The organism is Proteus sp. G2618, from assembly GCF_009915995.1.
Taxonomy (GTDB): domain Bacteria; phylum Pseudomonadota; class Gammaproteobacteria; order Enterobacterales; family Enterobacteriaceae; genus Proteus; species Proteus terrae.
On sequence record NZ_JAABNI010000021.1, the window covers coordinates 216,926 to 231,562 of the forward strand.

Annotated in this window: 2 protein-coding genes and 1 pseudogene; all 3 read left to right on the forward strand. The window is 35.1% G+C overall.

The annotated features are described in order from the left end of the window. The first annotated feature begins 49 nt into the window (after window positions 1-49). Complete coding sequence (locus tag GWJ01_RS11860) at window positions 50-13,303, forward strand: hemagglutinin repeat-containing protein (protein WP_161711117.1); 13,254 nt, start codon at window positions 50-52, stop codon at window positions 13,301-13,303. After that, window positions 13,254-13,790 (forward strand): hypothetical protein, encoded by a 537-nt coding sequence (locus tag GWJ01_RS11865; protein ID WP_226893907.1) that lies wholly within the window; start codon window positions 13,254-13,256, stop codon window positions 13,788-13,790. The genes GWJ01_RS11860 and GWJ01_RS11865 overlap by 50 nt, the downstream gene beginning before the upstream one ends. Before the next feature lie 240 nt (window positions 13,791-14,030). Next, window positions 14,031-14,637, forward strand: a pseudogene (locus tag GWJ01_RS11870) (hypothetical protein); the annotation flags it as partial.

Consider the following 14,637-nt stretch of genomic DNA (forward strand, 5'->3'; position numbering starts at 1 on the left):
AATAATAATTAAATAAAATTTTGTTGTTTTGATGGCAAGGATCTAACACATGAATAAATTATGTTATCGCGTTATTTATAATCGTACACGACAGTTAATGGTTGTCGTTTCTGAATTAACTAAATCAAGTGGTGAAAATAATAAACGAAATAATATTATTTCATCGCCTATTCGTACATCACTTAATAGTGTGGCCTTTATTTTACTGCTAATGCAGGGATTAGTGAGTTTTTCAGCACAAGCAAGTCAAATTATTGCTGATCAACATGCGCCCCAAAATCAACAAGCAACGGTATTACAAACAAGTAATGGGCTTGCTCAAGTTAACATTCAGCAACCGAATCAACATGGTGTTTCTCGTAACCAATTTACACAATTTGATGTCGATAATAAGGGCGCAATTTTAAATAACAGCTTGCAAGATACGCAAACTCAGTTAGCAGGAATGATAACAGGCAATCCTTGGCTCGTTAATGGTGAAGCTAAAGTTATTTTAAATGAAATTAATAGCCAAAATCCGAGCCAGTTAAATGGTTTTATTGAGGTTGCAGGTCAACGTGCTGAAATTATTATTGCGAATCCAGCAGGGATCAGTTGCCAAGGTTGTGGCTTTATTAATGCAGTAAATACCACATTAGTTGCCGGTAATGCACTAACGCAAGATGGTGCAATTACTGGATATGAAATTAACAATGGTAAAATTGTTATTTCAGGAAATGGATTAAATGATACAGCGAGTGATTACACGCGTATTTTAGCGCGAGCGGTAGAAGTAAACTCACGTCTTCAAGCTAATAAATTAGAAATTACGACAGGGAAAAATATATTAGATAACGAAGGTAATATTGTAAATCAGGATGATAAAGCTGAAAAACAAACTGACTATGCAATCGATGTTGCACTGGTTGGTGGTATGTATGCTAATAAAATAAAGCTTGTTGGTACTGAGCATGGTGTAGGTGTACGTAATGCTGGAGAAATTGGTGCTGATATTGGTGGTTTAACTCTTAATGAAAATGGGCAGTTAGTTAATAGTGGTAAAATCCAATCTTATTCAGAATTAGATATAAAAACAACGAGCCTTAACAATCAGGGGTCTATCGTTGGTAAGCAAAACCTAAATGTTACTGTTGAAAACCATTTAGCAAATAGTGGTACGTTACAAGCTAAAAATAATATTCAAGTTGATGCAAAAGGAACTGTTTCTCAAGCGGAAGCAGGTAAATTTCTTGCACAAGAAAATATTCAGATTGATGCTAAAAACTATTTGGCAGAGAAAAAAAGCCAGTTAGGTGCTGGCGTTGATAATAAAGGTAATATCTCAAAACCTGCAACGTTGACATTAAATATAAAGGACGAATTAAATTCTGCGGGCCAACATTTAAGTAGTAGTAATATTGCTTTTAATGCTAAGAGTATTGATCTTTCAAATAGTCATACTCAGGGTAAATCACTGCAAGTAAAAGCGGCAGAAGGCCACGTAACTTCTGACTCAGCTCAGGTTAATGCTGAAAATATAGTGCTTGATGCGGGTACTTATATCTCAAATCGTCACGGTGAAATTAAAGGTGAGACGGTTTCACTTATGGCACCTCAATTGATTGATAATACCAAGGGGAAAATTACACAAACAGGCTCTCGTGAGTTATCTTTCAATGCAAATGAGTTAAATAATCAACAAGGTGAAATTAACGCACGAGGTGTGCTGACTTTTAACAACCAAATATTAAAAAACCAAAAAGGAAATATTCAAAGTTTAGGTAATCAATTAATTGTAAAAACAACCGAACTGAATAACCAGCAAGGTATTATTTCTTTACCCAAACAAGGATTATTAGCTATAGAAACCCAGCATCTTTCTGGAAGAGAAGGAACATTATTATCAGCAGGAGACTTATCTTTACAAGGTCAACTGCTTGATTTAGAAAATGCAACAACGCAGGCTGATAATATAACTATTACTGCAACTAATCTGAATCATGATAATGCGACCTTAAAGCAAACAGGAGATAAGACAACATTTATTACAGTTAAACAAACACTCAGTAATCAACAAGGTAAAATCCAGACTCAAGATCAGTTAACGCTTAAAGCAAGTATAATTAATAATAATCAAGGCGAAATCAGAACATTAAATAATGATCTTGCTATAACAACGCAACAAGACTTGATCAATACTGAAGGTAAATTAATTGCAACTGCTCAGAATAAAATCGATGCAGGTCAATTAGATAATTCAAAAGGTCTTGTACAGGCTGAAAAAAATATTTCACTTACCTTAATGAATGAGCTGAATAATCATTCAGGTAAGATTATTACGTCTGAAGATAGTCAAATCCAAGCAGATCGATTGAACAATCAGCAAGGTGAAATTGGTGCGAATACATTAAATATAATGTTGAGTAACGAGGCGAATAATAAGAAAGGCATTATTCTTGCTCAAGATACGCTCCATTTTACAGCAAAAGGTATCGATAATAGTGAAGGTAGTATCCAATCTGAAAGTAACATGTGGATTGATACCAAAGGATATACATTAAATAATCAAAATACCCAGCATTCAGGCGGCATAATTAGCCGTATCGCATTAAATTTACTAACAGGAAATATTAATAATATTCAAGGCGTTATTAATGCCAGAAAAACAATTGACTTACAAGGAAAAACAGTCAATAACTTAAAAGGTCAAATAGTAACTAAGGCGAATTTTACTGCTGAGACTCAAGGCTGGAATAATACTTCAGGATTAATACACGCATTAAATATTACAATAAATACTAATAAACAAAAGCTTATTAATCGGGATACACAAGATAATCAAGGTATTCAGGCCAGTCAAAAACTACAATTAAATACGGGTGTTTTAGATAACTATAAAGGTGATATTGGCGGAAAAACCGTATTGTTAACAACAGAAGGGCTAGATAACGGGCAAGGTATTATTGATGGAAAAACGTTAGATCTGAACACAGGTAAATTTACCTTGATTAACCAATTAGGGAAAATAAGTTTAACTGAAGGTGCAGATTTAAAAACGGGTGAAATTAATAATCAACAAGGGTTAATTATTACAGGTAAAGATTTAACAATTAATAGCCATCAGCAAATAATCAATAATCGTGAGACAAAAAAGAGTGGTGGTATTGTTAGTCAAGGAAAATTAACACTAGAGAGTGGAGAGCTTGATAATCAAAAAGGACAAATGCTTGCTAAGCAAGCTATAAATTTAACCACCCAAACTGTAAAAAACAATACAGGTAAAATTGTTAGTGAATTATCAAGTTTAACATTTAAAGGATTATCGTTAGATAATACTCAAGGCCATCTCTTTTCTTCTAAAAATTTGCTATTAACGTTAAGTGATAAATTGACCAATCACTTTACGAAAGAGAACGACCAAGGTATTGAAGCACAAGGGTTATTAACTATTACTAGTGGAAATATTGATAGCACCAAAGGGCGTATTGTTTCTGGTGAAAAATTAATATTAGAAAGTAGTGATCTTATTAATAAACAAGGAATTTTAGGTAGTCTAAATAATAATTTATCTATTACTAGTAAAGCAATAAATAATGATGATGGCTCAATCAGTGCTTATGATATTACTATTAATACACAAGGTGAACATTTAAGTAATCAAAGCCAACAAAATAGTAGCCAAATTTTTAGTAAGCATAACCTTACGATTGAAAGCGGTGCAATAGATAATACTAAAGGTAAATTAGTTGGTAAAAATACAATTAATATTACGAGTGATGGAGATTTAAATAACCAACAAGGTCAAATATCCAGCACTCATTCTTTAGATATAACGACAAACAGCTTAAATAATGCTCGAGGGCAGATTTCCTCAAATAAAGCTATCACGGTAACCTCCGATAATAATATAGATAATACAGAAGGAAAAATAGAAGGACGTGATAGTGTTAGGATTGAAAATAATGGCCAATTTAATAATACATTAGGCGAAATTATTGGGAAAAATAGTGTCGGTATTTTATCTCAGGGTGATTTAATTAACTACAAAGGGCGTTTAGGGAGTGAAAAATCATCAGTAACACTAAATACCTATAAAATTGATAACCGTTATGGTGTTATATCAGCACAAAGTACTTTAGAATTAGATACCAATAAATATGGTATTAATAATACTGATACTAGCCAAAATGGTGGTATTGTTAGTCAAAATAATATTATCTTAAAAAGTGGTGAATTAAATAATGAAAAAGGTCATTTAATTGCTAAAACTGACCTGAATATTGATACTCATCAGCAAAAAATAATTAATAATAATGGAATTATATCTGCTGATAATGGCATGTTAACGGTAGACTCAACGGCTATAAATAATATATCTGGGTTGATTTATTCTCTTAAAAACATGCTTGTTAATACTCAAGATCATGATATTGATAACAGCGATACTAAGAATAATAAGGGGATCTTAACCAAAGGAAATCTATTATTAAATGCAGGTAATATTTTTAATGTGCAAGGTAACTTAAGTGCTGAAGGCTTAGCAAAGATAACTTTTAATATATTAAATAGTGAACAAGGAAAACTTGCTAGTTTACAAAATAATCTAACCTTAACAGGAAATCAGCTTAATAATAACAAAGGATTAGTTTACGCATCAGAAGAACTCAAAATAATACTAAAAGAGTCACTCAGTAATAATAAAACAGTTGATGAGCTAGGTATTATTAGCCATGGTAATATTGAAATTACAGCGAAAAATTTTGATAACCAACAGGGGCGTTTGATTGCCAAAAAAGATAATCAGCTATCTTTGAATGAAATTAATAATCAGCAAGGCACAATAGCAAGCCAAGCTGAAAAATTAATAGTAAACAGTCAATCATTATTTAATTCTTCAGGATTAATAAGTGCTTTTTCCTTATTGGATATTAATACCCACAAACAGAAAATAGATAATCAGCAGGGTGTAATAGTTAGCCAGTCTGACAATATCACTATCAATAGTGGTGAAATAATTAATAATTCAGGCTTAATCACGGGGATAAAAAATGTAGAAATTAACACTCATGATCAACATTTTGATAATAGTCACACAAAAGAGAGTGGCGGTATTATTAGCAAAGGAGAGTTAACGATCCATGTAGGTGATTTTATTAATGAAGATGGAAAAATAATATCGACAGCAAAGCAATCCCTTTTTACTCAAGATATTAATAATAAAAAAGGAAAAATAGGGAGCTTGCAAGAGAGTGTTTCTATTGAAAGTCTGGCTATTAATAATCAAAATGGATTAATTAGTGCTAATAATAATCTAACTATTACCACTCATGATAATGAATTTGATAATAGTAACTCTTTATCTAATGCAGGTGTGATTAGCCAAGGTACACTTAATTTATATACGGGAAAATTAAATAACCAGTCTGGATATCTATTTTCTGCAAAATCACTATTACTTAATAGTTTTGGATTAAATAATCAAAATGGCGAAATTGCCAGTCAATCTAATGGCCTTAAATTAGTAACACAAGCACTAAATAATCAAAAAGGGACACTTTATTCGGCAGGCTATTTCTCATTAAATACTCAAAGTAATCAATTAGATAATAGCCAAACCTTGACTAAAGGTATTATTAGTAAAGGTCCGTTGATACTAAAAACGGGTGATATAATTAATACTCAAGGACGATTAGTTTCGGACGATAACGTTAATATCACAAGTGGTAAATTGATTAATAACCAAGCACAGCTTGGTAGTCAATATGGTAAGTTAAATCTGACCACAGCAGAAATTGAAAACAAGAAAGGTGTAATTACTGCGAAAAATGACTTAATCATTAAAGCACAACAACAAAAAATTAATAACCAAAATGGAACAATAAGTACCTTAGCTAAACTGGTTATAAATAGTGGTGATTTGATTAATCACTTCGGAAAGATTGCATCTAATCAATATGCTGATATTACAGCAAAACAACTCGATAACACAAAAGGCACTATTGCAAGTAATAGTGATAAGCTGAAATTACAAACAAAAGATGTTAATAATAATCAAGGTCTGATTTATGCGGAAAAAGCATTAACAATTTATGCTGATGGCGAATTAAAGAATACTGATAATAAAGCAACTTCAGGTATTGTTGCTAAAGATGATCTTAACCTGAAAGTTAAACAACTTAATAATCAGGAAGGATTAATTTCAGTAGTCGGAAATTTAGATCTAACTAGCCTTGAAAAAATCAATAACCAACAGGGGTTAGTCACTGTTGGGGGAAAAACAGATTTAACAACTTCCCAACTAAATAATTTTCAAGGAAAAGTCTCATCTTTGGGTTTATTAAAAATAAATCATGGTGATTCTCTATTCAATAATCGTGAAGGTAATTTAGTTTCTTCTAATAATATTTGGCTAAAAAGCGGCATATTAGATAATCAATACGGTAGCATTACTGCAAATAATTCGGTAACGATTAATAGTGCTGATTTACAGAATAATCAAGGTACATTATATGCAAAATCGACTTTAAAAATTAGTGCTCAAAAATTAGATAATACAGAAGGATTATTACAGTCCGATAATCAGCTATCAGTAAATACAAATAAAAAAATACTAATTAATACTAAAGGTAACGTAATTAGTGGTACGGAAACACAATTAAATATTGGCACCTTAAACAATCAAAAAGGCTATATTCAAGCAATTGAAAAGCTTAATATTCAATTAAATGGACAAGCATTAGATAATCAACAAGGAACATTGTTATCTAAAAAAGATTTTGTTATTCAAGGAAATAGTGTAAATAACAAAAACGGAAGTATTGTTAGCGGAAATAATACCAATATTACGTTGGAGCAAGGTTTTAATAACCAATTAGGGCAAGTTCAATCTCAAGGCTTGTTAGTCCTCAATGCTCAGAAACTAGATAACCAACAAACTCAAAATGATGAATTAGGACTAAAGGCAAGTAATATTCATATTTCAACTAATGAACTCCTTAACCATCAAGGTGTTATTCAGGCGAGTGAATTATTAAAATTAATACCAGCAGAAAAACTAAATAATCAAAGTGGTTTGATTTCTGCAAATGAATTAACTATAGGTGGATCACCAAAAAATAACTTAGCCATTGATAATAAAAAAGGGCTGTTAGCTACAACGTCACAGCTTCGCTTATGGGCTGAAAATTTAACCGGCGATGGTGACGTTATCTCGGGAGGTAACAGTGAAATTCAGCTCAAGAATGCTTTTGTATTAGATGAAAATGCCACAATTAAAGCTCAAGACTCATTAATATTTTCTTCAGAACAAAGAATTGATAATCGTGGATTTATTTATGCAGGTGAGCAACTTTCACTGAAAGCAACAAGCTTTACTAATTATGAACCTGTAAAAAATAATGAGATCATTACAGCACGTATTGCAAGAAGTGCTGATGAGTATGAAAAACGTAATGGTGAAGTGAGTGCTAAAAATCTAGCGATTACAGTATCAGATAATCTGCACAATACAGGATTGATTGATGCCTTTGGGGGAAAACTTTCCTTAATTGCAACGACAATCTATAACCAAGTTGGTGGTCGTATATATGGCGATAATATTTATATAAAAAGTCAGCAATTTGATAATAGTGCGAAACTTGATGAGATTGCGCCAGTATTAGCATCTCGTGAAAATTTACAACTTTTCAGTAATACGATAAATAATCGTAATCATGCCCTGATTTATAGTGGCGATGATATGGCAATTGCTGGTTTTGATACCGAAAATCTGCCAGAAAGTATCGCTGCTGATGTCCTTAATAATGAAAGTGCATCAATTGAAGCAAATGGGAATTTGTTTGCCCATATTTCAGAAATTAATAATCGTGATCTCTATTTAAAAATAAGTGATCCTGAAAAAGTGTCTGAAATTCCAATGTATCAATTTGGTGTTGATTACAGTAGTGATAAATTTGACGCTGATGATGAAAAAATTTGGTACAACATCAATACGCGTGAACATTTATTACATGTTAATGGTAGACAATATAAAGATTTTTATGAATTTAAATATAATATCGTTACAGAAGAATCTAAATTATTACACCGTGATCCCGCATTAATATTAGCGGGCAAAGATATCACTCTAAAAGGTGATAATTTAAATAATATAGATAGCCATATTATTGCTGGCGGAAAACTGATTATTGATGGAATGCATATTAATAATCAGGAAACTGCTGGGCAACATATTGAATACCATGAAGGTACAGCAATAAAGCATAAACGCCCAGGTAAGCGTAGAGGAGGTAAGAAAAAAAGTAGCTCGACTTCACATTCTCAATATGGGCCGTTTGAAGTGGTTACTGATTTGCCATTGGGCTTATTAGAATATAAAGAAAACAGTAATCAAACGTCAGATAAACGTCCAGAAGCAAGTAAAACTGATGAAGTTATTATATCAGCTAAGCCAAGGCTTGGTCTTCTAACTATTAAAGAAAAGAGTATTGATGTTCATACTGAAAATATTGCTTCTATTACCTTAGATAAAGGTACCGAGAAATTAGCTAATGAATTGTCGTTAACACAACATCAAGATAATTTATTGACTGAACAAAATGATTTTATCTTATCAGGGAAGATAGAGACAAAAAAACTTGATGGAACTATTGAGCAAAAAACAGCTGAAAATAAAGCTTTAAAAGTAGGTAATGAAGTCTCTATTACTGAAATTAAACAAACTGAAATTAATCAGCCAAAATTAATCCTACCTGAAATAAAACATGTAGATAAACAGCCTTTAGTGCAACAGCCTATTGGTAAAATTATTACAGTACCTCAATTAGATAAACCAACAGAAAATAAAACTATTGAGGTTAATATTCAAACAGTAGCACCAATATTGAAATTACCTGAGAATCGTTTATTTAACTTAAATAAAGGAACAGATAGCCAATATATTGTTGAAACAGACTCTCGTTTTACCAATAAAAGAGAGTGGTTAAGCTCAGATTATATGCAGAATGCATTATCTGTTGATCACAATAATACACATAAACGTATTGGTGATGGTTTCTATGAACAACGCATAGTACGCGATCAAATTATTCAATTAACGGGTAATCAATATTTAGATGGGCATAATGATAATGAGCAACAATATCATGCATTGATGGATGCAGGTATTCGTTTTAGTGAAGAGTTTGGTATTAAACCGGGTGTAACACTAACACCAGAACAAATGGCAATGATCACGGCTGATATGGTGCTATTAAACAGCAGGGAAATCACTTTACCTAATGGTTCCGTTGAAAAAGTGTTGGTGCCACAAGTTTATGCCAGAGTATTACCTGGTGATTTGCAAAATAGTGGCGCATTGCTTTCAGGTAGTGAAGTTATTTTAAATAATATTCCAGAGCTGAAAAACCAAGGTACTATTTTAAGTAAAAATGGATTACAAGCATCAACAGATAATTTAATAAACCAAGGTCTTATAAAAGGAAAGACGGTTGATTTAACAGCGTTGCATGATATTAAAAATGAGGGCGGCCAAATTGCAGGGCAGAGTCGCGTTAATTTGCAAGCCGGTGATTCTCTTATTAGTACTGCGACAACAAAGGGTGACGAGACTAATCAATGGATAAATCGTGGTGCTGCCATTTATTTAACTGAGCCTGATGGCGAAATTGCATTAAAGGCAACACGTAACTTAGAACTGACGGCAACAGATATTTTAGCCGGTGGTAATAGTCGAGTTTTATTAAATGCAGGTGAAAATATTGAGTTAGGAACTATCAATACGGTTCGCCAAGAAAATATAGATTGGGATAGTAAAAACTATCTGCATAAAACGACGCAAAAAGAGATAGGCTCTCGCCTTTATGCGGGTGATATTACATTGCAATCAGGTGAGGATATTCATCTTACAGCAACAGATATTCAAGCCACGGGACTGTTAGGATTACATGCAGGTAATGATATTTCGCTAAATAGTGGTTACTCCTCAATTGATCAAATTGCCCATAGTGTCACAAAAGACAAATCGTTTGGTTCATCGGAAACACGCACGACACATGCTGAAATTCATAATAAACAAGCAACAGGCTCTCTATTAAAAGGGAATGAAATTTCGGTTTCTGCAGGCAATAATTTAACGGCACAAGGCAGTGAAATTATAGCAACACAAGATATTAATCTTGATGCAGGTAATCAATTATCACTAACAACGGCACAAGAATTAGAGTTCCAATCTTATGAAGAAAAGATCAAAAAATCAGGGATTGGTGGTACTGGCGGTATTGGTTTTACCGTCGGAAAATCAACTTTTGAACAACTGAATAACAGTGATGCGATTACTTATAAAGGCAGTGTAATCGGCAGTACCGAGGGCAATATTCGCATAAATTCGGGTGATAATCTCACTATAGATGGCAGCGAAATGATTGCCAAAAAGGAGATATCTCTTACTGGGGATTCTGTTGATATTTCTTCTTCTGAAAATAGCTATACCGAATTAAGTCGAACCAAAAGTAAACAAAGTGGTGTGACGGTTGCCCTAAGCGGTACGGCAGGAAGTGCTATCAATGGCGCTATTGCGGGATACAAAGCCGCCAAAGAAACTGACGATAGCCAAATTAGTACCTTACAAAGTATCAAAGCTGGGCTTTCGGGGGCTCAAGCAGTGGGTGCTGTAGCGTTAGATAATGCCCAATCAGGTACAGATAATGAAAGCACAACATTAATTGGCGCTAATGTTTCTTATGGTAAAAGCTCGTCTGAATCAGAAACCATACACCAACGAAATATTGCTCAAGGCAGTAGTTTAAGTGCAGGTGAAAGCCTCTCTATCACTGCAACAGGTAAAGAAACAGGCGATATCACTGTTACGGGCAGTGAACTGCAAGCTGGCAACGATCTCTCGTTGATAGCTACCCGCGATATCACTTTACAGTCAGCACAAAACCAAGAAACAACAGACAGTAAAAACGAAAGTAAAAGCGCTTCTGTTGGCGTTGGTGTGACAGTGGGCTCTGGCGGTGTTGGCGTTAACATTAATGCGAATGGAAGTCGAGGTAAGGGATTTGAAGAGGGCGATCACACCTATTACACCAATACGACGCTAAATGCAGGGCAAACTCTCACCTTACAAAGTGGTCAAGATACAACCCTAAAAGGCGCACAAGCTCAAGGTGATAAAGTTATTGCGAAAGTGGGTGGGGATTTACATCTTGAAAGCCAGCAATCCATTGATGACTACAAATCGAAGCAATCGAGCGAAAGTGTGGGTGGTAGTGTCAATGTGATGGGCACACCGGGAGGTTCAGCCAATATCTCGTTTAGTCGCGATAAAATGGACAGTAAATACCGTTCAGTGGAAGAACAAACCGGCTTATTTGCAGGCAATCAAGGATTTGATCTTACCGTGGGTAAACATACCCAGCTTGATGGTGCGGTGATCAGCAGTAAAGCTGATGCAAAAAATAATCAGTTAGATACAGGTACATTAGGCTTTAGTGATATCCATAATTACGCAGAATATAAAGTTGAGCATCAATCTGGTGGTGTAAGTACTTCAGGTGGCGTTGAAGGGAATATGCTGGCGAATATGGGCCATGCATTAGCTATGGCAGGCAACCATAGTGATAGCGCTGAAAACACCACTCAATCTGCGGTATCACAAGGGACATGGACAGTGCGTGATAGCGATAATCAACAGCAAGATATCGCACAATTAAGCCAAGATACCGATAATGCTCACAGCACGTTAAATAAAATCTTCGACAAAGAAAAAGAGCAAAACCGTCAACAAAAACAACAGTTGGTGGGCGAAATTGGGGCGCAGGTTATCGACTTAGCCACCACGGTGGACACTATTCGTGGTACGAACCAAGCGAAAGCTGATTCAAAACTCGATAATCTTTCTGATACCGCTTACGACAATCTCTATCAAGCCCTTTCAGAAACTAACGATAACGTTACTGAACGTGATATTCAGAATCACCTCTTCCAGCAAGCCTTACAGGATTATACTAACCAATCCGACTTTGGTTCGGGGGGTAAATACACCCGTGCAATCCAAGCCATCACCGCATTTACGCAAGGTGTCATGGGCAACAATATTGTTACCGCGATTGCTAATGGTTCAGCCCCTTATCTTGCCAACGAAGTGAAAAACCAAATTCAAGGTAACAGTGTTGAAAGTGATATTCAGCGCACGATAGCGCACGGATTACTCAATGCAGGTCTTGCGTTGGCAAAAGGTGAGAATGCAGTAGTGCAAGCTTCTGGCGCAATGACAGGGGAAACAGTGGGTATTTTATCGCACTCACTTTATGGCAAAACCCCTGAAGAACTCACCGAGACTGAAAAGCAGAATATAAGTGCATGGGCAACGTTAACTTCTGGGATTGTCGGCGGTTTAATCAGCGATAATAGTACAGGCGTTGCCAATGCCGCCCAAGCAGGGAAAGTGGTGGTTGAGAATAATGTATTTGGTCCTAAAGATCTACCTTCAGGAATGGCCGATTATGGGCAAGCCATGTCATCACTGGCTATTTCGATGGCACAAAATGATAATAGTATAGAGGACATCAATACTGCGTTAACAAGAGCGACGAAAGGAGTCCACCCAGAGGGGCAAGATCCGGCTTTAGGGATAATGATTGCATGGGGAAATATTACGGGTATACCGCTTGATGTGTTTTTAACACAACAAGAGATGACACTAGAAAAAGCAGCTGAAATAGTGGGAAGTACTCCACCGACTACAACAGCGAAAGCTCTTCAATTTATAGCAGCAAAAACCTATTTGGCATTTGTTAAAGGAGGGCAGTCAATTCCGAAGTGGGAAGGCGGTGAATATCTATATGATTTTAAACCATCATCTACGCCTTTAGAATTAATTCAGGAGCAAGGTGGCAATGACTTCAAAACAGCCTATATACGAATGGATCATATTCTTAATGGAGAAGTAAAAGTATATAAAAATGGTTTTCAAAAAGCAGGTGGAGGCCATTATTTAAGAGATCCAAATGTAAGGGTTGATAAATGGACAGCTATACCAGATATAAATGGTGTCTCAAAAGGGTATATATCAGTAAGAAATGAAGTAACAGGAAAATGGATAAAAAAGCAAAGTGAAACAACATTTTTCCCTGAACATTGGTCTAAGCGACAAACCGCTCAGGAAATAGAGAGTGCATTTAAAAATTCATCACCAGATTCTCTTAGAAAGGAAGTATGGCAAGGGGTATCGTCCTCGGGAGTTAAAATTGAAGGGTATTATGGAAAACCCGATGGAACAGGTGCAACTGCTTGGCCAGTATATAATGGTAGGAAACAATGATATGTATAGCAGAAAAATATACTTAAGATGGAGCCAATTCCATCAACATTATGCTCCATCTGGTATGAACACTAATGAAGATATTAGAAGAATACCAAAACAAGGTTATGGAGTTTGTGAAATAGCTGCTTGGTTGTCCGATGATATCCAATATTCTATTAACTCAATTGATATTTGGATAAGAAATTTTTCTGATTTTATTGAAGGAAAATTAGCAGATGGTTGCTTCGGTATGGGGAACGCCCATTGGGTTTTAGCTGTACAAGATAAAGTTTTTATCGGTTGTGAGTATGTAATTGAACAGCAGGTTATACTCACAATTGAACAAATTCTTTATGTGCTGGAACAGTATCGTCAATTTTTAGAAGCAGATTATACTAATCCTCAAATTCAGCTAGAACCCATTGATGTTGAATATATTGCGGAAGGTGACGTGGCGGTAAAGTTATATGAATCACTAGAAGGTTCGTATGGAATGCCTTATTGATGAGTTTTAAAGAAAATCCCAACGGTGGAAAGTATTTCAAAGTGTTGGGATTTCTTTTTTAATCGTCAACTTACAGGTGTTGTAAATAATTCGGTGTATTTACCTTACACACTTTCTGATGCCCAGATTTAGTTGACCACTTCACAACGGTCCAGTTTTGTAAGAGAGGGTGTAGTGTGTTCTAACCTATAACCCTAACCTATTCATACTCTTATCACTGATAGTCAGTTATGGACTAAGTTGGATTTATATTCATTTGTAATAAATACATTAACCGCATTATCTGCTAATAACCTTTCTGATGCACTGGCAACATGGATAGTGCGTGATACCGATAATCAACAGCAAGATATCGCGCAATTAAGCCAAGATACCGATAATGCTCACAGCACGTTAAATAAAATCTTCGACAAAGAAAAAGAGCAAAACCGTCAACAAAAACAACAGTTGGTGGGCGAAATTGGGGCGCAGGTTATCGACTTAGCCACCACGGTGGACACTATTCGTGGTACGAACCAAGCGAAAGCTGATTCAAAACTCGATAATCTTTCTGATACCGCTTACGACAATCTCTATCAAGCCCTTTCAGAAACTAACGATAACGTTACTGAACGTGATATTCAGAATCACCTCTTCCAGCAAGCCTTACAGGATTATACTAACCAATCCGACTTTGGTACGGGCGGTAAATATACCCGTGCAATTCAAGCTATTACCGCATTTACGCAAGGTGTAATGGGCAACAATATTGTTATCGCGATTGCTAATGGTTCCGCCCCTTATTTTGCTAATGAAGTGAAAAACCAAATTCAAGGTAATAGTGTTGAAAGTGATATTCAGCGCACGA